26 protein-coding genes and 2 pseudogenes are annotated in these 25,735 nt (G+C 58.7%); 9 read left to right on the top strand and 19 right to left on the bottom strand.

Annotated features, from left to right (window positions below; all coding sequences use genetic code 11):
- Window positions 1-50: 50 nt before the first annotated feature.
- The 3 genes and pseudogenes from EQV97_RS01175 to EQV97_RS01165 form a co-directional block, all read right to left on the bottom strand.
- Window positions 51-1,289 carry an NAD(P)/FAD-dependent oxidoreductase gene (locus EQV97_RS01175; RefSeq protein WP_240888195.1) on the bottom strand — a complete coding sequence of 413 codons (1,239 nt, stop codon included), beginning with the start codon at window positions 1,287-1,289 and terminating at the stop codon, window positions 51-53.
- Window positions 1,290-1,666: 377 nt separating this feature from the next.
- Window positions 1,667-1,939 (bottom strand): hypothetical protein, encoded by a 273-nt coding sequence (locus EQV97_RS01170; protein ID WP_240888194.1) that lies wholly within the window; start codon window positions 1,937-1,939, stop codon window positions 1,667-1,669.
- Between the two features lie 286 nt (window positions 1,940-2,225).
- Window positions 2,226-2,393: pseudogene (locus EQV97_RS01165) on the bottom strand (hypothetical protein); the annotation flags it as partial.
- Between the two features lie 111 nt (window positions 2,394-2,504).
- Between EQV97_RS01165 and EQV97_RS01160 the strand changes: the two are divergent.
- The 3 genes from EQV97_RS01160 to EQV97_RS01150 all read left to right on the top strand — a co-directional run bounded on the left by EQV97_RS01160 (window position 2,505) and on the right by EQV97_RS01150 (window position 4,056).
- Window positions 2,505-2,960, top strand: a complete 456-nt coding sequence (locus tag EQV97_RS01160) for an NUDIX domain-containing protein (RefSeq protein ID WP_240888662.1) — start codon at window positions 2,505-2,507, stop codon at window positions 2,958-2,960.
- A gap of 125 nt (window positions 2,961-3,085) precedes the next feature.
- Window positions 3,086-3,547, top strand: coding sequence for an NUDIX domain-containing protein (locus EQV97_RS01155; RefSeq protein WP_240888193.1), 462 nt, complete (start codon window positions 3,086-3,088; stop codon window positions 3,545-3,547).
- A 50-nt stretch (window positions 3,548-3,597) separates the two neighbouring features.
- Complete coding sequence (locus EQV97_RS01150; RefSeq protein ID WP_122840000.1) at window positions 3,598-4,056, top strand: GNAT family N-acetyltransferase; 459 nt, start codon at window positions 3,598-3,600, stop codon at window positions 4,054-4,056.
- A gap of 313 nt (window positions 4,057-4,369) precedes the next feature.
- On the opposite strand, the gene EQV97_RS01145 is transcribed toward EQV97_RS01150, so the two are convergent.
- From EQV97_RS01145 to EQV97_RS01135, 3 genes are all read right to left on the bottom strand, one after another.
- Window positions 4,370-5,689: an AarF/ABC1/UbiB kinase family protein gene (locus EQV97_RS01145; protein ID WP_240888192.1), complete on the bottom strand. Its 1,320-nt coding sequence runs from the start codon at window positions 5,687-5,689 to the stop codon at window positions 4,370-4,372.
- Complete coding sequence (locus EQV97_RS01140; RefSeq protein ID WP_240888191.1) at window positions 5,686-6,150, bottom strand: DUF3429 domain-containing protein; 465 nt, start codon at window positions 6,148-6,150, stop codon at window positions 5,686-5,688. Before EQV97_RS01140 ends, EQV97_RS01145 begins: the two co-directional genes overlap by 4 nt.
- Window positions 6,151-6,354: 204 nt before the next feature.
- A complete protein-coding gene (locus EQV97_RS01135) occupies window positions 6,355-7,269 on the bottom strand; it encodes a LysR family transcriptional regulator (RefSeq protein ID WP_240888190.1) in 915 nt (304 codons plus the stop codon).
- Between the two features lie 140 nt (window positions 7,270-7,409).
- On the opposite strand from EQV97_RS01135, the gene EQV97_RS01130 reads away from it, so the two are divergent.
- Entirely contained in the window at window positions 7,410-7,802 is a 393-nt protein-coding gene (locus EQV97_RS01130) for a RidA family protein (protein WP_122839997.1), read from the top strand.
- On the opposite strand, the pseudogene EQV97_RS01125 reads toward EQV97_RS01130, so the two are convergent.
- A pseudogene (locus EQV97_RS01125) lies at window positions 7,794-7,958 on the bottom strand (DUF3703 domain-containing protein); the annotation flags it as partial. The gene EQV97_RS01130 and the pseudogene EQV97_RS01125 sit on opposite strands and share 9 nt — an antisense overlap.
- A gap of 45 nt (window positions 7,959-8,003) precedes the next feature.
- Complete coding sequence (locus tag EQV97_RS01120) at window positions 8,004-8,345, bottom strand: DUF3703 domain-containing protein (protein WP_225570795.1); 342 nt, start codon at window positions 8,343-8,345, stop codon at window positions 8,004-8,006.
- Between the two features lie 136 nt (window positions 8,346-8,481).
- On the opposite strand from EQV97_RS01120, the gene EQV97_RS28960 reads away from it, so the two are divergent.
- Window positions 8,482-8,589 (top strand): MerR family DNA-binding transcriptional regulator, encoded by a 108-nt coding sequence (locus EQV97_RS28960; protein WP_346769704.1) that lies wholly within the window; start codon window positions 8,482-8,484, stop codon window positions 8,587-8,589.
- 96 nt (window positions 8,590-8,685) lie between these two features.
- Window positions 8,686-9,579, top strand: a complete 894-nt coding sequence (locus EQV97_RS01110) for a LysR family transcriptional regulator (RefSeq protein ID WP_240888189.1) — start codon at window positions 8,686-8,688, stop codon at window positions 9,577-9,579.
- On the opposite strand, the gene EQV97_RS01105 is transcribed toward EQV97_RS01110, so the two are convergent.
- The 5 genes from EQV97_RS01105 to EQV97_RS01085 form a co-directional block, all read right to left on the bottom strand.
- Complete coding sequence (locus EQV97_RS01105; protein ID WP_240888188.1) at window positions 9,569-9,970, bottom strand: RidA family protein; 402 nt, start codon at window positions 9,968-9,970, stop codon at window positions 9,569-9,571. The two genes, EQV97_RS01110 and EQV97_RS01105, sit on opposite strands and share 11 nt — an antisense overlap.
- A gap of 150 nt (window positions 9,971-10,120) precedes the next feature.
- Complete coding sequence (locus EQV97_RS01100) at window positions 10,121-10,951, bottom strand: alpha/beta hydrolase (RefSeq protein WP_225570791.1); 831 nt, start codon at window positions 10,949-10,951, stop codon at window positions 10,121-10,123.
- Between the two features lie 201 nt (window positions 10,952-11,152).
- Window positions 11,153-12,130 (bottom strand): saccharopine dehydrogenase NADP-binding domain-containing protein, encoded by a 978-nt coding sequence (locus tag EQV97_RS01095; protein WP_240888187.1) that lies wholly within the window; start codon window positions 12,128-12,130, stop codon window positions 11,153-11,155.
- Window positions 12,127-12,528: a VOC family protein gene (locus tag EQV97_RS01090; protein ID WP_122839991.1), complete on the bottom strand. Its 402-nt coding sequence runs from the start codon at window positions 12,526-12,528 to the stop codon at window positions 12,127-12,129. The genes EQV97_RS01095 and EQV97_RS01090 overlap by 4 nt, the downstream gene beginning before the upstream one ends.
- Before the next feature lie 18 nt (window positions 12,529-12,546).
- Entirely contained in the window at window positions 12,547-13,290 is a 744-nt protein-coding gene (locus EQV97_RS01085; protein WP_240888186.1) for an SDR family oxidoreductase, read from the bottom strand.
- Between the two features lie 138 nt (window positions 13,291-13,428).
- Here EQV97_RS01085 and EQV97_RS01080 point away from each other — a divergent pair, with 138 nt between their 5' ends.
- Complete coding sequence (locus EQV97_RS01080) at window positions 13,429-14,316, top strand: AraC family transcriptional regulator (RefSeq protein WP_122839989.1); 888 nt, start codon at window positions 13,429-13,431, stop codon at window positions 14,314-14,316.
- A 22-nt stretch (window positions 14,317-14,338) separates the two neighbouring features.
- Here EQV97_RS01080 and EQV97_RS01075 read toward each other — a convergent pair whose 3' ends face one another.
- The gene (locus tag EQV97_RS01075; protein ID WP_240888185.1) at window positions 14,339-16,504 is read right to left on the bottom strand and encodes a methyl-accepting chemotaxis protein; all 2,166 of its coding nucleotides are present in this window, start codon (window positions 16,502-16,504) and stop codon (window positions 14,339-14,341) included.
- A gap of 204 nt (window positions 16,505-16,708) precedes the next feature.
- Window positions 16,709-17,242, bottom strand: coding sequence for an RNA polymerase sigma factor (locus EQV97_RS01070; protein WP_122839987.1), 534 nt, complete (start codon window positions 17,240-17,242; stop codon window positions 16,709-16,711).
- A 144-nt stretch (window positions 17,243-17,386) separates the two neighbouring features.
- Between EQV97_RS01070 and EQV97_RS01065 the strand changes: the two genes are divergently transcribed.
- Both EQV97_RS01065 and EQV97_RS01060 read left to right on the top strand, forming a co-directional pair.
- The gene (locus tag EQV97_RS01065) at window positions 17,387-19,642 is read left to right on the top strand and encodes a TonB-dependent siderophore receptor (RefSeq protein ID WP_240888184.1); all 2,256 of its coding nucleotides are present in this window, start codon (window positions 17,387-17,389) and stop codon (window positions 19,640-19,642) included.
- A 177-nt stretch (window positions 19,643-19,819) separates the two neighbouring features.
- Complete coding sequence (locus EQV97_RS01060) at window positions 19,820-20,992, top strand: DUF1624 domain-containing protein (RefSeq protein ID WP_240888183.1); 1,173 nt, start codon at window positions 19,820-19,822, stop codon at window positions 20,990-20,992.
- Window positions 20,993-21,070: 78 nt separating this feature from the next.
- On the opposite strand, the gene map is transcribed toward EQV97_RS01060, so the two are convergent.
- The 4 genes from map to nirB form a co-directional block, all read right to left on the bottom strand.
- Window positions 21,071-21,862 carry a type I methionyl aminopeptidase gene (gene map, locus EQV97_RS01055; RefSeq protein WP_122839984.1) on the bottom strand — a complete coding sequence of 264 codons (792 nt, stop codon included), beginning with the start codon at window positions 21,860-21,862 and terminating at the stop codon, window positions 21,071-21,073.
- The gene (locus tag EQV97_RS01050; RefSeq protein WP_240888182.1) at window positions 21,859-22,125 is read right to left on the bottom strand and encodes a ParD-like family protein; all 267 of its coding nucleotides are present in this window, start codon (window positions 22,123-22,125) and stop codon (window positions 21,859-21,861) included. The genes map and EQV97_RS01050 overlap by 4 nt, the downstream gene beginning before the upstream one ends.
- Before the next feature lie 87 nt (window positions 22,126-22,212).
- Window positions 22,213-22,575, bottom strand: a complete 363-nt coding sequence (gene nirD / locus EQV97_RS01045) for a nitrite reductase small subunit NirD (RefSeq protein WP_122839982.1) — start codon at window positions 22,573-22,575, stop codon at window positions 22,213-22,215.
- Complete coding sequence (gene nirB, locus EQV97_RS01040) at window positions 22,575-25,136, bottom strand: nitrite reductase large subunit NirB (protein WP_240888181.1); 2,562 nt, start codon at window positions 25,134-25,136, stop codon at window positions 22,575-22,577. The genes nirD and nirB overlap by 1 nt, the downstream gene beginning before the upstream one ends.
- Window positions 25,137-25,735 lie beyond the last annotated feature (599 nt).

The raw sequence follows: 25,735 nt of genomic DNA, 5'->3' as shown, positions 1-25,735 counted from the left end.
GAACGGTAGTTACCTATGCGCGAGGGAAGGGTGAAAATGGTTCAGCATTTTCAATCAACAGGATTAAGTACCGCGCGCAAAAGAGCTTGCGCCTCGCTGGTGACGCCTTTGCTGATTAGCTTCTCTGGCAAGCTGGAATGATCAAGGAAAAGATCACGCAGACGATTCAAAGGAGCTGGCACACCGTGATACAGACGCCCCAGGAAGCGAGCGAATGCCGTGGTCTGATTGGTGTATTTAACTCTTTGGTCGTCATACCGTCGCAGCCCTATCTCCAGCGCTTTGGGGTCGCTGAGGTCGCGCCCTCGTAAATACTTCGCAAGAAAGTAACCATCTTCGATAGCCATGCCTGCACCGTACGCAGCGTAAGGAGAAGTCGGATGAGCAGCATCGCCCATAATTGTCACTCGTCCCTTTGACCATTGCTTGAGTGGATCCCGATATTTAACGACCCAGCGAAACAGATTATGCGAGGTATCCGTAGCCTCAAGGATCTGCGGAACCGGATAGGAAAATCCGTTGATGCGATCCCGCACGTGCGCTGCTGGATCACGCGGCTCAGCCTGATTTTCTTCGCATTTTTCGACGAACCACCATTCAAAGCAATCCTTGTCCTTGTATCGAAGCGGTGCGTAACCCATCTGGTAGGAGTGTTTGTGCTGAATGACGATTTTTTTGCGCTCAGGCCCCTGTAATTCGCACCAACCTAGCCATACCGCAATGCCAAGGTGTTTCAGCTCTGATGCTCCCCACAACTGCTCACGCACTTTTGACTGAACCCCGTCAGCCCCAATTACTAGATCCGCCTCGTAAGTCTGACCTTCTGCAAAGTGAACAGTCACGCCCCCGGCATGTTCCTGATAATGGCTGAACGTGTGGCTCGGTACGATCATGTCTGCTGGCGCCGCCGCAAGCAGACGCTCGTAAAGTTCGGAGCGCATCATTCCAGATTGCCAACCGGTTACACCGGCCTGCTTCAGCAACTCCATATCAATGTCAAAATTGACTCTTACTCGTCCATCGTGACGGCGAAACTCTGGAAGACCGGCAGCAAAAATATCATCCACCTGTACGCCCAAACCGCGCAAGATGACGATGCCAGTGGCATTAAGAATTATTGCCCCCCCCAGAGGTCGCAGTTCGGAGTGACGCTCGAAGACCTTCACCGAAAAACCTGCCAGGTGCAGTGCAACACCCGCAGCAATACCGCCAGGGCCGGCGCCGATTACAGCAACGCGCTTGCCTTTGATGCCTAAGCTGGAAGTTGCACTAACTTTGAAATCACTCATCTTTGTATACCTCGCTTTTATTGTTATCTGTGCGCTGCTGGTTACGAGCGATAACGCATTGCGAGGTACCATAGCGGCCCTCAGAGTGGCTGCGCCAATCACATACTTCGCTATCAGGCATCGTAAAGTGCGATGCTAGGTATCTGGATTTATCGTTTGTCTTGTGAACACTAAGCCAATGGCATCTGGTTTGAAGGCGATATTCTTCCATCCCTGGCTTGATGCCCAGCTCCGCGAAGGGCTGCTTTTGGCCGATATCTGCCTGTTAGCGCACGCTGCAGAGCGGTGCGATGGAACGCGTCCTGGACGTGTAAGCGGATTAACGTCCGGCATCAAAGTCCACAAAAAACGGGCACCTTCAAGGTGCCCGTTTTGATTTACGCCGACGCCTGCGCCCGTAATCGTTTACCGATCACTTCCAGCAGGTCACAACCATCACGCAGCGGAATGGCCAGCAGTTTGGAAAAGTCCGCCAGCACGACAGTGTCGCAACCAATCTCGGCGCGGAAGGCGATGTTTTCCAGCACCTGAGTGACCGTGCGGATGCGGTAATCGGCCATGGCCAGGAGGACGTCGAGTGGGGCTTGAGTGTCGATGAGCAGCGCGGCCGGAATCTCGTCGAGTCCGGAAAGGGGGGTGTATCGATTCATTTGAAGATCTCTGTTTGAATGGCTCAATGCCGTCACTCAGTCGTCGCCAAACGATTGGGTGGCAGCTGTACGCAGGTTGGCGAACCGGCACAGAGAACACCGGCAGACCCGAAGGTCTCCCGCGCACAGCCGCCATTGAAAGCGGCTTTGCGGGTGCGATGGTCCCTGCAAATAAAGCACATAGGCATCGCATTCTCTGTGATCAAGTCGCCAAACCTGAATCGCCATTAAGGGCGACGGTGCGGACTATAAGCTTCATCGGAACAGCGGGCAAGGTCAGGTCCAATCAAGGGGTCCTCAACCAGGCCCTTTCACGCAAAAACAACGCCTGCGCCGCATTAAACGCTTCGGTCAGCGCGGCATTCACCGTTTGTTCTACGAGGCATTCCGGATGGTCAGTAGACGAGCCAGTGGCGAAAAGCGGGGACGAACCCAGAGCCTGATGGATGTCCAGGGAGACTGAACCATGGTTCAGGTGTTGGAGCACCAGACTTCTGAAAACCTGGCGGCTCACGCAATGGATAAGGTCGTAAAATGCGTGCTTCAGTGCGATAAGGAAATCACCATGTCACCGAACAAAGCTTGCCCCGTCATCCTCTCCAGTATTCCTGGTACACACATCCTTCTATTCCGCCATCCAAGTGCAGGCGCACAACTGGTCAAAGGGACAATCGAGAAAGGTGAAACGCCAGCTCAGGCCGCTCTGCGTGAATTAAGCGAAGAATCGGGCATAGCAGCGGCCTCGGTTGTTAGCGATATGGGCTGCTGGGACGCCGGTCATCTCGATCAGATATGGTCATTTCAACTGTGTTTCACGCCGGCACTTTTGCCCCGGCAATGGACTCATCAAACGCTCGATGACCATTGCCATACCTTCAGCTTTTTTTGGGCTCCGCTCGACAATTTGCCGTTTGCCGACTGTCATCCGGTCTTCCGTCGAGCATTAAGGTTCCTGACTGCAAGGCTGACAGCGCAAGGTTATGCATTGGCTCATGATCAAAGCAAAAACCACCTTGGATGAATCGCTTCATAGGCAGCCCTGCTGAAGTATCATTCCCCTATCGTGACGCCGCGAGCCATGGGGTGACCTCCTTCTGATCAGGGCGGCACTCCACATTTCAAAATTTCAGGGAAGATTTACATCCAATGCGTGAGCGAAAGTCCGCACGATTACTGGTCTTAAGCCCCTCTCGAGATGTCCTCCTTTTCAAGTTTCTTCATAAAGAGGGGGCTTTAGCCGGAAGAAATTACTGGGCCACCCCTGGCGGTGGTCTTGAGGAAGGAGAAACATTCCACGCCGCTGCAATACGTGAACTGCGTGAGGAAACCGGTATTCAGGTCAACGCTGTTATAGGGCCTGTGGCAGATCGGCGCTTTTCAATGCTCCTGCCCAGCGGCGAGACAGTGTTCGCAGTTGAGCAGTATTTCATTGTGCACGCGCAAAACCAGACCGTTTCCAACTCTGAATGGACCTTACACGAGACTCAGGTCATGGCAGATCATCACTGGTGGTCCGCTCACGAGCTGATATCTACTAAAGAAACGGTATGGCCAGAGGCGTTAGTGGAGATGCTGGTGGATGCTGGTGTCTTCAAACCGACTGCGTAACCGCCACCGCGAAGTTACATGTGCGGACGAATACATAAGGAGCGTGTCAGATGCTGCGAGTGGATTGGCTGGATAGTCAAATGGACAAATGCGACGTGATGGCCGAATGGATTTATCGGGAATTCACTTACGAGTTTGCGCAGCAATCTCTTTCGAGTTGGCAACACGAATTCTCTGATGGACAGCGTGATGGCAGTTGGAAGTGCCTGATCGCAACGGAACGAGGCCAGTTGCTAGGTGGCGCTACGCTTGCCAGTAGCGACCTGTCTGACCGGCCAGAGCTAGGTCCATGGCTTGCGTGTGTTTTCATCGCACCTGAAGCTCGATGCAGAGGACTCGCAGCGCAGTTAATCGAAGGCATCTGCGGTCATGCAAGGGATGCTGGATTCACTACCTTGTATTTGCACACCCACAGCCAGAGTAGTTATTACACTAAGCTCGGCTGGGAAGTGCTGGAGCGCTTTGAGGTTTGGGGGAAAGAGCACTGCCTCATGTCACGGAGCTTATAGTTTCAAGCCGACTTCAACTCTGCCGCTGTTTTTTCATTACTGGCAAAACCCTGGCGTGACACTAACGTCCGGTGTCGAAGTCCTAAAAACGGGCACCTTCAAGGTGCCCGTTTTGATTTACGCCGACGCCTGCGCCCGTAACCGTTTACCGATCACTTCCAGCAGGTCACAACCATCACGTCACTCAGTCGTCGCCAAACCTGAATCGCCATTAAAGGCGACGGTGCGGATATAAGCTTCATCGGAACAGCGGGCAAGTTCAGGCCCAATCAAGGGGTGCTCAACCAAGCCCTTTCACTCGTTCGGGAAACGCTCAAATTACGTAAGGCTCGAACAGGCATCGCACATTCACCCTCGCCTTCAGTTTCGCAGCCAGCATATACAACCCACCGACCTTGCGATGCAGAAACAGGACATCCACCGGTGGCGTGTGCCAGAAATCGCGATCGACACCCAGTTGCCACCCTGCATCGCGCAAGCGTCCTGCGAGGTCGGACATCGCAAAGTCATAGGTGCCTTGATGCCGCAGTGGCTCGCAGGCCTGGCAGATGAGGTCAGTCAGGAATAACCGATGCCTGGGCAGGGTTTCAGGCTGAAAGTAGCCGACAGCCAGCGCTGCCTCGGCGATGGCGGCGCGGTCTTCACGCAAGCCCGCAACCAGCAGTTTGCGAAATGCCTCGGTGCTGTTGCGGCTATAAAGGCGCGTGGCACCGAAGTCGAGCAACACTAACTGCCCGGTTTCTGGCTGGTAACGGTAGTTGGCAAAGTTGGGGTCGGTCTGGACGCACTGAAACTCAAACACCTCGCGCAGAAGCAGGCCGAACAGCAGTGTAATGATCCTGTCGCGCTCTGCCTGTGGCGCGTGTTCAAGGGTCTCCAACGGGTCGCCCTCGGCGAAGGACATCACCAGAATGTTCGGCGTACTGAACTCGGCATACTGGCGAGGAACCAGAAAATCCGGACTGTCGGCTAACAGTTGATGAAAGCGCCGCAAGTGCATGCCTTCTTTCAGGTAATCCGCTTCATTTTGCAGTTGAAGCTTGGCCTCTTGCAGCAGCGGTGCGACGTCCATGCCGTGAGGCAGCAGCCCGGACATGCGCAGCAAAGTAGCGACGTTATCCACATCGCTGGAAATACTTTCGCGCACACCTGGATATTGCACTTTGATCGCCAGTCGCTGGCCGTCTTTGCCTTGCGCAGCATGAACCTGGCCGATGGATGCTGCCGCAAATGGCGTGAAGGAAAACCGTTCGAAGCGCCCTTCCCAGCCCTTACCCCAGCTCTCGTCAAGGACCTTTACCAACTGACTCATGGGCATCGGATGCGCGTCGGAACGCAGGCGAGAAAGAATGTCGCTAAGCTCGCTCGGTAACAAATCACCCGCATCCATTGATAACAACTGTCCGACTTTCATGGCCGCACCACGCAATTGCGACAGTTGCTCGGCCACCCGTTGCGCATTGCCCGGCGTCAACAGCAGGTCACTGAACGCCGGACGTTTACCTTGAGCCAACTGCCGCGCCCCTTCGGCCAGCATGCCGCCCACCACGCCCGAGGCCAAACTGCCAAAACGCATCAGCCGCGACAAGCGACTGCCCGGCACTGCAGACGATTCGGGCAGGCGCGGTTTCACGAATAAACAACTAAAGCGACTGCGCCAATGAGCAGGCAAACGCTAGCCACAACAGTCAGGCGCAATCGCAATGGCAGGTACCAGGCTTGCAGGCTCACCACCCGAACCAACTGTCTGTCTTGCCAGAAGTGGACGACAAATCCGACGATCAACAGCAAGCAACCCAATGGCACCGGCAGTAACGTGCTGAGCCAACCGATAAGAGCCGGGATGACGCTCCATATAAGCCGGTCGCGGCGCAGTTCGGCACTCATGTTTTGCACTGACATACCGAAGCCCCAGTGCAAGGCGCCGATGAAGCTCAGGATGACAGCGCCATAGTTGACCAGCGCCTCCGCCCAAAAAGGTCGATATTCTTGAGAAGTGAGGATGAGTAGTGCGAGACCCAAAAACGGTAGCAAACCGCCATAGCCCAGCAGCACGATATGCCTTGGCGGCGAGATCAAAGACGACAGGTTCATTTCAGTTTTTTCCAGTGCCGGATATACAAGACTGTAGACCCAAAAGCTGCGGCCTGATGCCAATGCTTTGCACTAGTACAGTGGTTTAATCCTTTCCTTGATTGACCGGCCGTTTTGGGTCGATTGCAGCGCTTTGCGCCAGGCAGAGAACTGCCAAAAGCAGGTGTTTAAAGTGCCTATCCCCTGAAACGGCTTGCACCTGTTTCACCGTAGCACCGGCGCATGCTCGGCCATCAATTCCATCACCCAGTCGATAAATGCCCGCACCTTGGCGCTGACATGGCGATTCGGCGGAAATGCCAGATACATCGGCATTGGTGGCATGTGCCAGTCCTCAAACAGCGGCAGCAACTCGCCGCTGGCCAGGTGCGGTTTGGCCATGTACTGCGGTAGCCAGAGCATGCCCAGCCCAGCCAGCCCAGCGGCGAGGTAGGCATTGCCGTCGTCGACCGTCAACTGCGGGCGGCCTCGGGCCTCAATGCGCTCCTCACCCCGCTGCATCGCGTAAGGCAAGGTTTTGCCTGTACGAAACCAGAGGAAGCCGACGGTACTGTGCCTGCCCTTATCCAGCTCACGGGGATGCTCCGGCGTACCGAAGCGCTGCAGATAGTCGGGCGCGGCGTAGATGCCCAGTTTCAAATCGCCCACATGCCTTGCCACGAGGAACTGATCGGTGATCTCACCGCCACGCAACACGCAGTCGACGTTTTCGCCAATGATGTCGACGATGCGATCGCTCACGCCCAGGGTCAGCTGGATTTCCGGGTAGCGTGCAAAGAACCCCGGCAAGGCGGGTATCAGCAGCATTCGCGCCAGTGGACTGGGTACATCCACACGCAGCCGCCCGCGCGGTGTCATCGATGCGCTGGACAGGCTGGTCTCGGCGTCGTCCATATCGACCAGTAGCCGGACGACGCGCTCGTAGTAGGCCGCGCCGTCGGCGGTGACATTGACCTTGCGTGTGGTGCGGTTGAGCAGGCGCACGCGTAGCCTCGCTTCCAGCTGCTGAACGAGCTGCGTCACGGTGGTCTTGCTCATGTGCAGGGTGGCTGCCGCCTTGGTGAAGCTGCCGGTTTCCACTACTCGGGCAAAGGCCTGCATTGCATCGAAACGGTCCATTTCACGCCTCTCTCGGGTCTGGATAATTTGGATTCTACAAACAGTCATGACCAGAGTTGCCCGTTTATCCAGGCCTGCCTTCTTTTTACAGTGGCTCCATCGTAAACAGCGGGCCGCGATGGCCCCGAAGGAGCTATGCAATGACCAGCAAACGTGATGTCGTTTTCCCGCCTGACCGCCATGCATTGTACGAATTGCACCGCTACTCGCCGGCGATTCGCTCCAACGGCTTTTTGTTCGTTTCCGGTCAGGTCGGCAGCCGCAAGGATGGCTCGGCCGAGTCGGACCTCGCGGCACAGGTTCGCCTGGCCTTCACCAATTTGAATGCGATCCTGGCCGAGGCCGGCAGTAGTTTCGAGGATGTGGTCGACACGACCATCTTCATCGTAGACCCCGACTCGAAATTCGAAACTATCTGGGAAGTTGCGGCCGAGTACTGGGGCGACGCTCCCTACCCCACGGCGACCGTTATCGGCGTGACCTGGTTGTCCGGCTTTGACTTCGAGATCAAGGTGATCGCTAAACTACACTAGTCTTCGCGCAACAGGTCTTACAGTTCGGCACAGAGCGGCCTGGCAGAAAAATGCGCTGATGCGCGCTCTTTCTGTGTGACCGATTGGCACCCAGCTCGTGGCAAACAACAGGGCTGCGAAAATGCGCGGGAGCTGGCCCGCAACCTCCCGCGCATCCTTCGTGAGCCATCGCGGGCAGGTCTTGCGGGCGTTCGATGTGCACTAGTCTTCGCGCAACAGATCTTCCAGTTCGGTGCTGAGCGGCATGGCAGAAAATGCGCTGATGCGCGCTCTTCCCGTGTTGCCGACTGGGACCCAGATCGTAGAAAACACCAGGGCTGCAACAATGCGCGGGAGCTGGCCCGCAACCTCCCGCCAATCCTTCGTGAGCCACCCCAGTTTCAGCATGAGCCAATGAGATTTCGCGTGAGCCAGCGGGATGCGTTGGGTAAGGATGTGCGCCCGCTCCAACCAGCCGTAGGCCGCCTGAAAGTCCCTGTGCCTCACAGCCAGGCCAGCCTCGCGGAAGGCTTCAGTTATGGCGCTACGCAACGTTTCTTTCATGCCGACCTCGCTCTATTTCTTTAACAGGCGTAACCCATTGATCCCTTGCTTGTAGATGACGCACATACACGGGCGCATGGGCCAATCGCCGGAAGTGAGTAGAATGAAGGTTCTAGCGGCTATAAGGTCAAGGGAAATGAATAAGGCCACTTACACGGTCGGTGCCTTGGCGAAAGCTACCCAGACCAAAGCGGTCACTATCCGTTACTACGAAACCCTGGGGCTAATGCCCCCCTGCCGGTAGATCGCCATCGGGCTACCGCTACTACGCCGATCAGGAGCGTGAGCGCCTGCTGTTCATCCGTGTGAACCCCTGTGTTTTACCGAGGTAGACATCCGCATGAACCAACTCCTGGCGCTGCGCGCCTTTGTCCGGGTCATCGAAACCGGCTCTTTCAGTCGGGCATCCGAACAGCTGGCGCTACCACGCTCCACGGTCAGCAAACTGATTACCGACCTGGAAAAGCACCTGGGCATCAGGCTGATTCAGCGCACCACGCGTGCGCTTACACCCACGCTCGAAGGCCTGGATTACCACCTGCATGCCGTGCGCCTGGTGGCTGAACTGGACGAGCTGGACAACGCTGTGCGCGGGCGAAAACTCAAGGCCCACGGCCACTTGAGAGTGGATGCGCCGGCATCGTTCGCCAATGGCCTGTTGATCCCGGCGCTGGTGGATTTTCACCGAGAGTTCCCGGACATCACCATTGCCCTGGGGATCAGTGATCGGCCGGTCAACATCGTGGGTGAAGGGGTGGACTGCGTAATTCGTGCGGGCAAGCCCGACGATATGGCCATGATCAGTCGCAAAATCGCCGAGCTCGAATACGTCACCTGCGCGGCCCCCAGCTATCTGGCGCGCATGGGCACGCCCCAGTCCCCTGATGACCTGGAAAACAACCATTACCGGGTGGGTTATTTTTTTCCATCGAACACCGCAGAGCCGTTGATTTTCGAGCGAGGGACGACCCGGCATGAGGTGGGCAATTGCGCGTTTACGACTAACGAAGGCAATGGCCTCAAGGAGATGCTGCTCGCGGGCTTTGGCGTCGGGCAGCATTTTCGCTCGATTGTTCAGCATTACTTCGATACGGGCCAGTTAGTGCCGGTACTGGAAAGCTGGTCGCGACCGGCCATGCCGGTCCAGGTCATGTACCCACCCAATCGTCATCAGAATGCTCGCCTCAAAGTGTTTATCGATTGGGTGATTGAAAGGTTCGGCATCAAGGAATGATTGCCGTGACACGGATCTCGATGCGCATGGTCGGCAACCCGAGGGACTCGACCCCGACCTGCGTCCAGATCGGCGCATGGTTGGGCATGTAGTGGCGGTACCACTTGACCATCGCCTCGTTCACTTCGGGAGGAAAACCACCTACATGGTAGGAATTGACGTGAATCACGTGCTCCCAGCCAGCGCCCGCCGCTGCCAAGGTTCTTGTCAGGTTGGCAAACGCCTGGCCGATCTCCTCAGCGAGCGATGGGGGAATGTTGAACTCGTCATCCCAACCGCCCTGGCCCGACGTTTCAATGCGGTTGCCAACTTTGACGGCCTGGGAGTAATGCAGGTTTTCGCGCAGGTAGTCGCCATAACCTGGGGTGACGAAAAATTCGGGCTTGCTCATGGTGTTCTCCGGGTCCAGTTGATTGCCAACGATGCTAGTGGACTGCTCGAAGAAAAATAATCCCTGGTTTTTGACATCACTGTTCACGCACATGGACAGTGAAAATGGGTGCAGGGGCTGCGAGCAATCACGCAACCCCTGCCCCGTTGCCTAACCTCGCAGGAAAGCGAGCAAGTCGGCGTTGATGGTGTCGGCGTTGGTCGTCGGCATTCCGTGGGGGAAGCCCGAATAGGTTTTCAGTGTGCTGTTTTGCAGGAGCTTTGCCGACAAAGGTCCAGAGTCTTCGTACGGCACGATCTGGTCATCATCACCGTGCATCACCAGCACTGGAATGGTGATGCGCTTCAGATCTTCGGTGAAGTCGGTCTGGGAAAAGGCCACGATCCCGTCATAGTGCGCCTTGGCACAGCCCATCATGCCTTGCCGCCACCAATTCAGGATGATCCCCTCGGACGGTTTTGCCCCAGGGCGGTTGTACCCGTAGAAAGGTCCCGCCGGAACGTCATGGTAGAACTGCGCGCGGTTGGCCTTGAGCTGTGCCTGCAGGTCATCGAAAACCGATTTTGGCAAGCCGCCGGGATTGCTCGGGGTCTGCACCATCAAGGGCGGCACGGCGCTGATGATGGCGGCCTTCGACACTCGGTCTTCGCCATGGCGAGCAATGTAATGGATGACCTCGCCGCCTCCGGTGGAATGCCCCACATGGGCTGCGCCTTGTACGCCCAGATGGTCGACGACGGCCGCGGCATCGTCAGCGTAGTGATCCATGTCGTGCCCGTCCCAGACCTGGCTGGATCGCCCGTGGCCACGCCGGTCGTGCGCAATGACCCGATAACCGTTCGCCAGAAAAAACAGCATCTGCGCATCCCAGTCGTCCGCGCTGAGAGGCCATCCGTGATGAAAGCAGATCACCGGGGCATCGCGTGGCCCCCAGTCTTTGTAAAAGATCTCAACACCGTCCTGCGTAGTGACGTAGCCCATGCTCGCATCTCCAGAATGAAATGACGGGCCTCTGCGCGCTGCCTGGCCACCCGGCCTCTTCAGGTTTGCAGTCACTTCAAGGCCAATGGTTTTCCCGGGTGGACCATGAGAATAGGCGAACTGACGACAATCAGCGGACTGCGGTTCTGACTACCCATTGAGCGGCCTGACCACGGCCACGGGCGCGAAGGCACGAAAACCCTAACGATCGGTGATCAGCGTGCCGTCAATGCTCTCGGCAAATCCACCACCGAAGACCTGCGCCGGGGTGGCAAAGCCCGACCGGCGGTCCCCTTGCAGCACTCGGCGGGCGGCTTCGACCGCCGCCAACGGCGTGTACGAGTAACCGTTTACCGTCTCGATCATCGATCTTGCGATCAGGCCATCAGCCCCGGTAATTTCCACCACGGCCCGTGCCCGATGCGCATCCCTCTCCTGGGCCGTCGGCCCATCCGGCAGTTGCGCCAGGTCTCCTTCAGGAAACGCATTGCCGGCGATACGCACGAACATCGCAACGTTGGGGATACCGGTCGAATGCCAAGCGGTCACCAGATCGCCGAACGACAGCGGCACACACAGGACCGGGCCGTCACCAAAATCAAAGTGGCGTGGCTGCGCATCAGGAGTGGCAACCAGCTCGCCATCAACCCTGGCGAGGACGCCCGCGCCAGTGATTTCGCTGACGCTCATGGCCGATCCCCGGGACATCGATCCAGGAACCTGAAGCGCGATATTCAAAGCGCGAGGCTGCTCCACACGTCGGGCGACATGCACTGCCAGCGAGTCTGTCGGGACGACATCCCATCCGACGCCCGGCAACAGCATCACGCCCGCCTGCACCGCTTCAGCGCCCAGCCGCTCGGCCAGCCGGTAGACGTTGATCTCGGCAGTGATGTCCAGGTAGTCGGCCCCGGCCTGGAGACAGGCATGCATCAGGGCGTCGGCGGTTTGTGCGAATGGCCCCGCGAAGTTCAGCAATACATTTATCCCAGACAGAAATGTCTCCGCCCCCGGCCCTGCATCAAATACGCGAAACGGTACCTGCAGTTGCGCGGCAAGGGCGGCGAGCCGGGGCTGATGACGCCCGGCAATTTCAAACTGCAGACCCAAAGCCTTGGCGCGCTCGGCGGCCATGCGCCCGGTGTAGCCTGTGGCACCGTAGATCAGTAGCGTTTTCATTGGGCGTGCTGCCAGTTTTTGTAGACGAATTCCAGGCTGTACCCGTCCGGATCCAGCACATTGGCGGCGTAGTAGTTCGGGTCATAATGCAGGCGTGCGCCAGGCGCGCCGTTATCGACCGCGCCACTGTCAATGGCAGCCGCATAGGCGGCTTCGACCTCAGCCTGGCTGTTGGCCACAAACCCCACGTGCACCGCTGCGCCCTCGACTACCCCTTCGCGCAACCAGAAAAATATCCGGCCATTGGCGCCGAAGCCTTTGAGATCGGGATGACCCGGCGGCCCGTCTTGCCCGTCGTAGTCCAGCCGCACGGTGATACCCAGTGGTGCCAACGTCGCTTCGTAGAAACCGATGGAGCGCTTGATGTCGCTCACTGAAAGAAAAATGTGATCCAGCATGCTGTAGCCCTCGCGTGTTCAGATGTTGTAGCCGCCGGCGACTTCGATGGTCTGGGCATTGATCCAGGCGCCGTCCTCGGACAGCAGCATGGCAATGACCCGTGCCACATCCTCCGGCTCGCCGACCCTGCCGAGCGCTGTTTGTGCTGCCAGCATGGCTTCGAACTCATCATTGAGCCCGCCGCCCAGTTCGGTACGAATAGCACCAGGCGATACGGCGTTGGCACGGATGCCGCGCTCGCCAAATTCCTTGGCCATGTACCGGGTGAGCACTTCCAGCCCTCCTTTGAACGCCGCGTAGGGCGCCACGCCAGAGGTGGCCACGCGGGTCGTGGCGCTGGTCAGGTTGACGATACTGGCGTTGTCCGCCAGCAGTGGCAGCAGCGTCTGGGTGAGGAAAAAAGGGCCTTTGAGGTGGACATTGCACAGGCCATCGAACTGCGCTTCGCTGACGCTGGCCAGGGGATTGAACAGGCCGTACCCGGCGTTGTTGACCAAGCCCGCCAGGGTGGTTGCCTGCCAGGATTCGCGCAAGGCCAGTACCACCGACTCGCGAAACGCCGGGAAGCTGGCTACGTCAGCGACATCAAGCTTGAGCGCGACGGCCTTGCCACCGGCTTGCTCGATGCGCGCTGTGACTGCAGCCGCAGCCTGTGGGTTGGTATTGTAGGTGAGGATCACCCCCAGGCCTGACCGGGCAATGTGTTCGGCGGCACTTGCGCCGATCCCGCGGCTGCCGCCAGTGATTACGATTACGCTCATGTCATGTTCCTCTGTGGTTCAAACGTGCCTCCACAGTACTGATCGCAGCCACCGGGGTCGTACCCGTTCCTGCTCGAAACCTGCCTGTTTCTGCTTTTCGCTTGCACGCCAACCTGCTCTGCCCTCAGCATGCCCGGCATGGATAATCGATTGAATGAGCTGCGATCGCTCGCGGCCGGCGCTGAAAATCGCCGAACCGAGACGGGCATTCCGCGCGTGGCCATGGTGCAGGGTAAAATTCCCGAGCACCTGCTGGCGGCGGTCTACGACCCGATGATCAACCTGATCCTGCAGGGCAGCAAAAGCATGACCGTGGGCGACCGCACGCTGCGGTATGACCCGGCGACCTATTTCGTCATGTCCATAGACCTGCCGGCAGTAGGCTCGGTGCATCCGGCCGAGTCCGGAGAGCCTTATCTGGCCGTGAGCCTGACGCTGGACCCCAGCGTGCTGTCCGCACTCTTTGCCGACCTGCCCAAACCTGGCGCACGCTACGACTACAACCCCGGCTTCAGTGTGGCGTCAGTGACCACCGAATTGATGGATGCCTGGGTGCGCATGCTGCGACTGATGGGCGACCCCCAGGCCATCGCCGCCCTGGCCCCGGTGTATGAGCGTGAGATTCTGTTCCGTGTGCTGCAGGGTCCCCACGGCTGGATGCTGCGCGAGATCGCCGCCCCGGATACCGCCATGGCCCGCATCAGCATGGCTATCCAATGGATTCGCCGTGACTTTGCCCAGCCGATCAGGGTGGAAAGCCTGGCACACCGTGCGTCAATGAGCGTCTCGGCGTTTCATCGGCACTTCAAGGCGGTGACCAATTTGAGCCCGTTGCAGTATCAAAAACGCGTACGCCTGCTCCAGGCGCGGACGCTGATGGTGGCCAATGCCAGGAGCGTGATGGCCGCCGCCTTTGAAGTCGGATACGAGAGCGCAACGCAATTCAGCCGGGATTACGCGCGGGTGTTCGGCCTTCCTCCGGCGCAGGACGCCTCGAGGATTCTGGGCGAGACGAGAGCTCGATAAGCGCGCGTCTCGTCCAGTAAAATCAGGCGGCCGCCCCTCGCTCGACGTTGCTACTGACCTCGAATTGGCCGACGAGCTTTTGCAGTTTGTTGGCATTGAGCCTCACTGTTTCCGCACTGTTTTGCAGCACCACTACGGTCTGGCGCATTTCCAATGAGGACTGGTCGACCTTCTTGATCGTCTTGCCACAGTCGAGGCTGTGCTTGTTGAGTTGTTGAATAATCGCAAACATGCTCTCTACGGCCTGGTGCAACTGTACGTTTTCCGAGGATGCATCTTCGGCCAGGCGCAGGCTGTTATCGACGTCCTTGACGCCCTCCTCCATGAAGCTGACGGCTTTTTGCGTTTCATTCTGCAAACCTTCGACCATCTGCCTGATATCGTCCGCCGCCCGTGAAGTTCGCGAGGCGAGGCTGCGTACCTCGTCGGCGACCACCGCGAAGCCTCGCCCGTGCTCACCCGCACGTGCCGCCTCGATGGCCGCATTGAGTGCCAGCAGATTCGTCTGGTTGGTGATGTCGCTGATCAGGCCGGTGATGTTGCCGATCTGGGTCATGTTGCTGTCGAGCAACTGCACGCTGGAAGAAGAGCGCTGTACCACATCCCGAATGGACTGCGTGCCTTCCTGTACGGCGAGAAATTGTTCACGGGCACGGGAGACCACCTCATCCATCGCCTGCTTCATTTGTTCTGCGCTGGCCGAAGCCTGCTGGATCTCGCCCAGTTGGTCTTCAACGATGATCATCAGGCGATGAACCGCATGCGCGACCTCCGAGGACGTGACGCCGGCCTCCTGGCTGCGCCCGAGCATCATCTGATTGGTGGTGCCGACATTATTGCTGGCCTTCACCACCTGGCCTACCACCGAGTCCAGGTGGTCAATGAAACTGTTGATCAACCGCCCCATGTCCCCGGTTTCATCGTTGGCCATGCGCGTGGTGTCCAGACGCTGTCGCAGGTTGCCCTCACCCTCGGCGATGGTCCTGATCACTCCGGTCATCTCGTTGAGCCTGGCCGCGAGCCGCTTGGGGCCCCACTGGCTGAACAGGAACGTGGCACACAGCATGCTCAGGAGCTCGATGGCATCGATCATGTCCTGGGCCAGGCCGCTGTAATGCTGGACCAGGAAGTTGGACGCCAGCAACGCGGTCATTGTCGCGAGGAAAGGTTTCATCAAGCCATAGCTGAGTGAACGCCGCCGGTAGACCTCCTCCAGATCGGCTTCGCACATCATGCCCCAGCGATCATGGGAGCCTGGCAACTGGAAAGTAACGCCCTTGCCGACGACCGGAATGTGCCGATAGTCCGAGTAGCCAGGATAGGTAACGAACAGATTGGAACCCATGCGGATGGTTTCGCGTACGCCCGGGTGCAACTGTTGCGTTGCCGGGTCGGTAAAGCGCAACTCCAGCTCAGTGTGGCGCTGAATCTGCACGGTCTTCCACGGCGTATTCACCCCGCTTTTCAGATTTTCGCCGTGGGTGAACGTGCCGTCTTCGAAACGTGAGCGTGACAGGGCGGTGCCCGGCTTGATGGCCGGATCAAACCGCGACTGCGCCATAAACAGATAATTATCGCCAGACTCGGCGTACAGGTGCCCGGCCTCACGCTGGATGAGATCCCCCAGCACGTCATTGGGCACGCGACCGCAGAGGCAGCCGAGGACTTTCCCATCGACCTGCACGGGCTGGTAGAACATCAGCGTCACTTCATCGTGAAAGCGCGAGGACGATGGACCGATCTGCAGGGTCAATGGATCAATATAAGGGCCATGGAGAAACGGCGCCTTGAGGCCTTCGACCAATGCCCGGGGATAGGCGAAAGGGGTTTTGCCGCGCCTATTCCATGTCGAGGCAATGAGGTTGCCGCTTGGGTCAACGACAAACAGCTCGGAAAAATCTTCTGCCTGGGCGAGCTTGTCCGTTAACGAAGTGCTGTCGATATGGGCGAAATCCCGACCGATATTATCGGCCAGCTCGGCCAGATGGTCCCACTGCTCGCGCGTCCAGTTTTGCAGGAGTTGAACCCGTGTTTCAGTGATCGCCTCGAAAGTCTGTTCAAGCACCGGGGCGGCAGAGCGATTGAGCCAGCATGACCAGCCCGTCTTGATTTTTCCGGTCTTGCCAAACCAGGGGAGCCAGCGCTTTTCGTTAGGGGACAACTGCATTGAATGACTTGATAGCGACATTTGCTTCACCAACTGCGACTTTCAGATGGCAAATTGATAGCAAAGTCCAAGCCAATTCGTGAGCAGGCTAACAATCTTGGCAGATTGCGTCACTCAGCCCTTGCTCATCAGACCCGCAACTTGCTTCAACCCAGTGCACCGGGCAGAACGCGCTCCATAAGAGCGCCTTCACTCGACGGCGCCACAATCAAGCTGCGGTCGAAGTCAGCTCAGCCTGGATCTGTTGCCGACATGCCCGCGCTCCAGACGGGCGCGGCAGTGCTGCATACCCTTGGCGATCTGCTTTTCGACGGTGCTTTCATTGATGTTCAGTTGTGCGGCGATCTCGCGCTGGGTGAACCCTTCGCAGCGGGCCAGCAGGAACACGGCCCGATATTTCTCCGGGAGATCTCCTAGCGCCAGGGCCAGTAGCTCCAGTTCCTGACGAGTGCCGGCGGCCTTCTCGGGGGGCGCGAGGGGGCACTCGGCCTCCTCGGCCCATTCGCTGTCCCCAAAGTACCGGCAATGGGTCGAATCCTGTCGCTGCTTGTCCAGCAACAGGTTGGTCGCCGTGCGGTAGAGATAGGCCAGGGGCTTGTCCGGCTGCCTGGCGCAATGCCTGGCCGCACGCAGCCAGGTTTCCTGGACAACGTCCGATGCGATGGCCGCAGAGCCGGCCCTGCGCTGGATATAACCCTTGATGTCCTCGTAATGGATCTCAACCAACTGGGTCAGGGTGAGGCGTTCAGGTAGGGCCATAAATCAGCAAACGGTCCAGTTCAGGAGTTAAGACGCTATCACAACTGATAAATGTTCCCAAATAAGTAAAAACCTCATTTCACATATAATTACATTTGCGTATGATAAGGATTCTCAATAACAGCAAACCGAATGAGAATTCGCATGATCGCCCCCATTTCCTCGCGTTCAAAAAACTCCGCCACCCTGCGCTCGCCATCTCAGCTGCGCCCCCTGGCCCTGGCAGTGCACGTTCTTGCTGCCGGTATCGCCCTGACTGCACCCTCGGTGCAGGCGGCGGAACAGACTGAACAAAAAGAGAATGGAAACTCTTTGAACCTGGCTCCGATCGCGATCACCGAGACTGCCGCCCGCGAACGCAGTGCCGTGACCGAAGACACGAACTCCTACACGACAGATGCAGCTCGCACTGCAACGCCTTTGAGCATGTCGCTGCGCGAGACCCCGCAGTCGGTCAGCGTGGTTACCCAGCAGCGCATCCAGGATCAGGATTTGAAGACCATCGTCGACGTGGTCAACAACACCACGGGTGTGTCGGTGAACCGCTACGAGACCAGCCGCGCGCAGTTCAACGCCCGCGGGTTCGAGCTCAACTCGTTGATGATCGATGGCGTGCCCACCATCTACGAGCAGCCGTGGAGTTCGGGGGAGATTTTCAGCAGCCTGGCCATGTATGACCGTGTTGAAGTGGTGCGCGGTGCCAACGGTTTGATGACGGGTGCAGGCGACCCGTCGGCGTCGATCAACATGGTGCGCAAGCGCGCCAGCAGCACCGCCCTGAAAGGTTCGGTGGAACTGAGCGCCGGTACTTGGGACACTTATGGCGTCGAGGCCGATGTGGCCACTGCGCTGAACGAGGAAGGCACGGTTCGCGCGCGTCTGGTTGGCGAGACCAACGAGGGCGACACCTGGATCGACATGAACTCCGACAAGCGCCAGACCCTCTACGGCACCATGGACATCGACCTGACGCCAGACACGACCCTCTGGTTTGGTTTGAGCCACCAGGAAAACAAGACGGACTCGCCAATGTGGGGCGGCCTGCCGGTCTGGTACGCGGACGGCGGCCGGACCAACTGGAGCCGCTCCAAGACTACCTCGGCCAAATGGAGCAAGTGGGACACCACTTACGACACCTACTTCGTCAATCTCGATCACAAATTTGCCAACGACTGGCAGATGAACCTCAGCTACAACCGTGGCGAGCGCACCGGTGACTCTTCCCTGCTTTACCTCTCGGGCAATCCAGGCCGCAACGGCAGCGCGCCCATGTCTTCATTCCCGGCAACCTACAAGACCGAGACCACTCAGGACGACTACGCCATTCGCTTCAATGGGCCGTTCTCGCTGCTGGGCCGCGAGCATGAGCTGGCCTTCGGTTACGTGGACAGCAAGCAGAAATTCGACGCCGACTCACTGGATGCGCAAACCGGTTTTGAGGGCGTGGCCGACTTTGATGCCTACGACGGCAACTTTGCCGAGCCGGTCTGGGGGCCGCGCACCGATTATGGCTACAGCGAGACTCGCCAGAAGGGTCTTTACGCCGCCACCCGCCTGAACGTGACCGACGACTTGAAGGTGATTCTGGGCGCGCGCGAAAGCTGGTACGAAAAGACCAGTGACGACGTGTTCTCGGAAGTCAGCAAGGTGGATGTTGACCATGAATTGACCCCCTATGCCGGCGTGGTCTATGACCTCACCGACAACATCTCGGCCTATGCCAGCTACACCGAAATCTTCCTGCCGCAATCGGTGCGCGACAGCAGTGGCCAGACACTGGAGCCCATCGTCGGCGAGAGCACCGAAATGGGTCTGAAGGGCGAGTTCTTCGGCGGCCGCTTGAACACCTCCGCAGCGATCTTCCAGATCAAACAGGACAACCTGGGCCAAAGCACCGGCGTGCTGATCGATCCTTCGAACCCGGTCGGCGGTTTTGCATACGAAGCCAGCGAAGGTGCAACCAGCAAGGGCTTCGAGCTGGAAGTGTCCGGCGAACTCGCCACCGACTGGAATGCTTCGGTGGGCTACACCCAGTTCACCGCTGAAGATGCCAACGGCGACGACGTGAACACGCTGTACCCAACCAAATTGCTGCGTACCTTCACCACCTACCGCCTGCCCGGCGCGTTCAACAAGTTGACCATTGGCGGCGGCGTCAACTGGCAGGACTCGATCTATACCTACGCCACCAACCCGGCCGGCAACTCCGAGAAGATCCAGCAGGACGCCTATGCATTGGTCAACCTGATGGCGCGCTACGAGATCACCGACAACCTCTCGGCACAGGTCAACGCGAACAACGTCACCGACGAGAAGTACTTCGACATCTTCAATGCCTACGGTGCCCTGACCTACGGCGCCCCGCGTAGCATCACGGCTTCGGCGAAGTACCGCTTCTAACAACCTTGTAGGAGCGAGCTTGCTCGCGATGGAGGATAACGATAACGCGGGGCATCAGGCGCCCCGCAGTGTCCTCAGGTTTTTCGCGAGCAAGCTCGCTCCTGCAAACCAATGGCACAACTCAAGAATACCGTTATAGAATAACATTACTATTCTATCACTACCTGCGATTTCCCCATGACAATCCCTGTCCAGCTACCCGCCGCCACACGCCTGAACCAGCGCCTGCTTTCCATCGATGCCCTCAGGGGATTAGTCATCCTGTTCATGCTGCTCGACCACGTGCGCGAAACGTTTTTCCTGCATCGCCAGGTAGCCGACCCCATGGGCATCGACACCACTGAACCGGCCCTGTTCTTCAGCCGCACCCTCGCCCACCTGTGTGCCCCGGTATTTGTCCTGTTAACCGGGTTGTCCGCCTACCTCTACGGCGAAAAACATCAGGGTAAAAGCGACGTCTCCACCTTCCTGTTCAAGCGCGGCCTGTTCCTGGTGGTGCTGGAATTCACCCTGGTGAATTTCGCCTGGACCTTCCAGCTCCCGCCCAGCGTGATCTACATGCAAGTGATCTGGGCCATCGGCATCAGCATGATTGCCCTTGCCATCCTGGTGTGGCTGCCAAGGCCCGCCCTGTTTGTCGTGGGGGCGCTCATCGTCGCCGGGCACAATCTGCTCGACGGCCTGCACTTCCCGGTCGGCTCAAGCCTGCACGTACCTTGGGCGATCCTGCATGATCGCGGCTGGATCGAAGTGTCCGGGCAACTGAGGTTGCGCACGTCCTATCCGGTCCTGCCTTGGATAGGCGTGATCGCTCTCGGTTACTGCATCGGCCCCTGGTTCGGCGGCTCGGCAAGCGTCAACTCACGCCAACGCAAGCTGCTGGTGGCAGGTTCAGGGGTGTTGCTGGGGTTCTTTGCATTGCGCCTTGTCAATGGATACGGCGAAGCGCAATGGCTCGCCTATGAAGGCACCACTCAAACGTTGATGAGCTTCTTCAACATCACCAAGTACCCGCCTTCCCTGCTGTTTCTTGCCCTGACACTCGGGGTGGGCCTGCTGTTGCTACTGGGCTTCGAGCGCGCCCAGCAACGCAAGTGGATCAGCACCCTGGCGGTGTTTGGTGCCGCGCCGATGTTCTTCTACTTGCTGCACCTTTATGTGCTCAAGGTGCTGTACCTGATCAGCGTCGCGGTGTTTGGCTTGAACCAGGGCAACTACTTCGGCTTCGACAGCATTTGGGCGGTGTGGGTGGCGGCGCTAATACTGGCCGCATCGCTCTATCTGCCAGTGCGCTGGTTTGCGGCATTGAAGGCGCGGCGTCGGGATATTGGCTGGCTGAAGTATTTCTGAGCGGCGGCGATTCAGGTCGGCTTGCCGACCTGATTCACGCGGGGTTGAACGGGTCACCCTGATGACCCCACTGGGCCACTAAACAATCGCAGGATAAACATCACTGCTATCCGGCCAAACCGACAACACTTCAAAGCCATCGTCAGTCACCGCCACCATGTGCTCCCACTGCGCCGAAAGGGACTCATCCTTGGTCACAACGGTCCAGCCATCCGCCAGGGTCTTCACGTGCCGCTTACCGGCATTGAGCATCGGCTCAATGGTGAAAATCATCCCGGCTTTCAACTTCAGGCCCTGCCCCGGATAGCCGTAATGCAGGATCTGCGGCTCATCGTGATAGACCTTGCCGATGCCGTGCCCGCAGTATTCGCGCACTACACTGAAGCCTTCGCGCTCGGCGACCGTTTGAATGGCATAACCAATGTCGCCCAGGGTCGCACCCGGCCGTACAGCCCGAATGCCGGCGCACATGGCGTCATAGGTGGTCTTGACCAGGCGTCGCGCCTCGGGGGCCGGCTCGCCGACAAAGTACATGCGGCTGGTGTCGCCGTACCAGCCGTCCTTGATCACGGCGATGTCGATATTGAGGATGTCGCCGTCTTTCAAAGGCTCATCTGTTGGAATGCCATGGCAGACCACTTGGTTGACGGAAGTGCACACGGTTTTCGGAAAGCCGTGATAACCGATATTGCCGGCTATGGCTTTCTGCACGTTGACGATGTGGTCGTGGCAGAGTCGATCAAGTTCGTTGGTAGTGACACCCGCTTTCACATAGGGAGTAATCATGGCCAGCACTTCGGCTGCCAGTTGTGCAGCTGTGCGCGACTGGGCTATTTGTGCTGCCGTGTTGATCGGGACGATGGCCTTCATTTGCCTGCTCCGCTGGCTGCAGCAAGCTGCAGGCCTGCAGCGTCTTGCGCCAGATCACACAGTTGAAGCAGGTCCAGGCCTCCCGCCAGTTCGGCACGCACCAGCAAGCGGCAGATGTCGCTGTGGTCCAGGTTCGGGTGCAGCTCGGCGAGCATGCCAATGCGCATCCAGTGCTCAGCCTGGGCGTTGATCGAGCGACTCAGCGCGTCGCTGGCGACGCGCAGATTTTCGTGCATGCCTTCGGAGATCTTCACAATACCCATGACTTCAACCATACGAAATATATATGAATCGTATATTAACCGTTTTGCGAATGAAGTCAAAGGTCCGGGGCCCAGCCCCGGCGTCAGTCAGTCCACACCCAGTTCAACCATGCCACTGTTCAAGCGCACCGGCCAAACCCGCAACCGCTGCTGCGCCGACTCCAGGCAGTGGCCATCCTCCAGGCGAAAATGCTGCTTGTAGATGGGCGACGCCACCACCATGTCCCCCTTGATGTTGCCGATCAAACCGCGACCGATCACGTTCGCCCCGGATTGCGGGTCGTGATTGTCGATCGCATAAAGCGAACGGCCCTGGGCCTCAGGCAGGTAGAACAACGCCACTTGCGCGCCCTCGAACCAGACGACGACCCCGGAGTTGCTTACCAGGTCTTGTTCACTGCAAACCGCTTTCCAGGCTGCAAGGTTTGGCTGAGTGTTGGACTGGCTCATCAGGCAATCTCCTCGATGACAGGAATGAGGTTGAGTTCGGTGGCCATGATCGGACGGCGCTGACCGCGCTCCTGGACGAAATGAATATCCGGATCCGGACGCGTGTCGTTGACGAAGGTGCGGAAGCGCTTGAGTTTTTCCGGGTCCTTGAGGGCGTTGGCCCACTCACACTCGTAGCGATCGACCACCAGCTGCATCTGCGATTCGAGTTCGGCGCCCAGGCCCAGGCTGTCGTGGATGATCACCTCCTTGAGGTAATCCAGCCCGCCCTCCAGGCTTTCGCGCCAGACCGAGGTACGCTGCAGTTTGTCGGCGGTGCGGATGTAGAACATCAGGAAGCGGTCGATATAGCGGATCAGGGTTTCATCGTCCAGGTCCGTCGCAAAGAGTTCAGCGTGGCGCGGCCGCATACCGCCGTTACCGGCGATGAACAGGTTCCAGCCTTTCTCGGTAGCGATCACGCCCACGTCCTTGCTTTGCGCCTCGGCGCACTCCCGGGTGCATCCGGACACGGCGAACTTGAGCTTGTGCGGCGAACGCAGGCCCTTGTAGCGGTCCTCGATCGCCAGGGCCATTTTCACGCTGTCCTGCACGCCATAACGGCACCAGGTGCTGCCCACGCATGACTTCACGGTGCGCGTCGATTTGCCGTAGGCATGCCCGGTTTCAAAACCGGCCTCGATCAACTCGGCCCAGATGTCCGGCAACTCGTGCAACTGCGCGCCGAACAGGTCGATGCGCTGACCGCCAGTGATCTTGGTGTAGAGATCGTATTTCTTCGCCACCACGCCGATCGCGATCAGTTTGTCGGCGGTGATTTCGCCGCCCGGAATGCGCGGCACCACCGAGTAGGTACCGTTCTTCTGCATGTTGGCCATGAACGTGTCATTGGTGTCCTGCAACGGCACCAGGGAGGCGTCCATGATCGGCTGGTTCCAGCACGACGCGAGAATCGACCCCACGGCCGGTTTGCAGATACCGCACCCCGTGTGCCCACGGCCATGTTTGGCCAGCAGCTCTTCAAACGTAATCACACCTTCCACCCGCACCAGGGCATACAGTTCCTGGCGGGTGTAGGCGAAGTGTTCGCACAGGCTGGTGTCGACGCTGACGCCACGGGCGATCAACTCGTGCTCGAATACCTGCTTGAGCAAACCTGCACAGCCACCGCAACCGGTGCCCGCCTTGGTCTGCGATTTCAGCAGCCCGAGGTCGGTGCAGCCGCCTTCGATCGCCGAGCAGATGGAGCCCTTGGTGACGTTGTGGCACGAGCAAACAGTGGCGGCCGCAGGCAACGCGCCCGGGCCGAGCACCGGAGCGCCTGCAGACGACGGCAAGATCAGGCTGGCAGGTTCCTTGGGCAGCACAATGCTGTTCTGCATGTATTGCAGCAGGGTGTCGTAGTAGCTGTTGTCGCCCACCAGTACGGCGCCCAACACGTGCTTGCCGGTCGCGTCCACCACCAGGCGACGATAGCTGGCCGTCGCCTCGTCGATGAACTGATAGCTGCGCGAACCCGGCGTGTGGGCATGGGCGTCGCCGATAGAACCAACGTCCACGCCGAGCAGTTTCAGCTTGGTCGACATGTCAGCCCCCATGAACGGCTCGGCGGCCTGCTCGCACAACAGCGCGGCAACGCCCCGGGCCATTTGGTAGCCCGGCGCAACCAGGCCGAACAGGCTGCCGTTCCAGGACGCGCACTCGCCGATCGCGTAGATGTTCGGGTCGATGCTCAGGCACTCGTCGTTGATCACCACGCCCCCACGCGGGCCAATCTCCAGACCGGACTGGCGGGCCAATGCGTCCTGCGCGCGGATACCGGCGGAGAACACGATCAGGTCGGTCTCGAGGAATTCGTCATTGGCAAAATTCATCCGATAACGGTAGTCCGCGCCCGCGCTGATCGATTGAGTGGCACGGGACAAGTGCACGCCCACCCCTAGCCGTTCGATTTGCGTCTTGAGCGCCAGGCCACCCAGGTCGTCCAGTTGCACCGGCATCAAACGCGGGGCGAATTCCACCACGTGAGCTTCAAGGCCCAGGCTTTTCAGCGCGTTGGCGGCTTCAAGCCCCAGCAGCCCTCCGCCCACCACCACGCCCCGGCGGGCGTTGACGGCAGCAGCCCGGATGGCGTCGAGGTCTTCAAGGGTGCGATAGACCAGGCGCGAGTCGCCTTCAGCGCCCTCGATCGGCGGCACAAACGGGTAAGACCCGGTGGCCAACACCAACTTGTCGTAGGCGATGCAACCCTGCGCGGTGACCACCTCACGACGGGCGCGGTCGATTTCCAGCACCGCCACCCCGAGGTGCAGCGTGACACCTGGCGTCTGGTACAGCGACGCATCGGACAACGCCAGGGATTCGGCATCACGTCCGGTGAAGTATTCGGAGAGGTGCACACGATCGTAGGCACGCATCGGCTCCTCACTGAACACATGCAGCCGATAGTGCTCCAGGGCACCGCGTTCGATCAGTTGCTCGACACAATGATGTCCGACCATGCCATTACCGACCACGATCAGTGTTTTCAACTTGTTCAACGCGGCAACATTGGCATTCATATCAAGCACCCGACAAAGCTCATCACGGTTTAAAAAAGCAAAAAAAAACGCCTGAAACCTTACGGTTCCAGGCGTCTTTGCCTGTTCTTATGCGGGATCAACCGGGCGACTTCGCCTGATCCTCCGCTGTTGCCCATGACCTGTCTGGCCGATCGATCGTCGTTGATCGAGGGGGCAGCCTACCCGGATGGTTCCCGGGAGAGCTAATGGGGGACTTGCAGCCTTTGTGCCAGACATTCCTTGAGCACCGTAATCTGCTCTGGAGAAAGAACCGTCGCACCACCGGGTAGTCGTGCGAAGACCTCTGCGTCGGGCCTCCGGGGCGTGGCCGATGCGGTATCTGCTGAATGCCGAGCACAGCTGTCCTACCACCAGCAAACAAAAAGGAGCACTCGTTTTTCGCTTCCAACTGGTGCGCGCCCCCCTTCACCCCGCTTTATAAAAGTGCATCCAACGGTGAATTTCAGCGCCTCTTTGCCCTCAACATGCACAGTGTTCGCTCCCGGCAGATACCTGTAATCTCACGGCTGATCGACGTTAAGCGGTCGATGCCTTTGGTCAAATGACCGCTTCGCAGCCACGACCGGCGCACTCCTCTC

The sequence above is a fragment of the Pseudomonas sp. TMW22090 genome (assembly GCF_022496665.1).
GTDB classification, from domain to species: Bacteria; Pseudomonadota; Gammaproteobacteria; order Pseudomonadales; family Pseudomonadaceae; genus Aquipseudomonas; species Aquipseudomonas gregormendelii.
The sequence above is the reverse complement of the archived record's forward strand: the minus strand, read 5'-3'. Positions and strand labels throughout refer to the sequence as shown.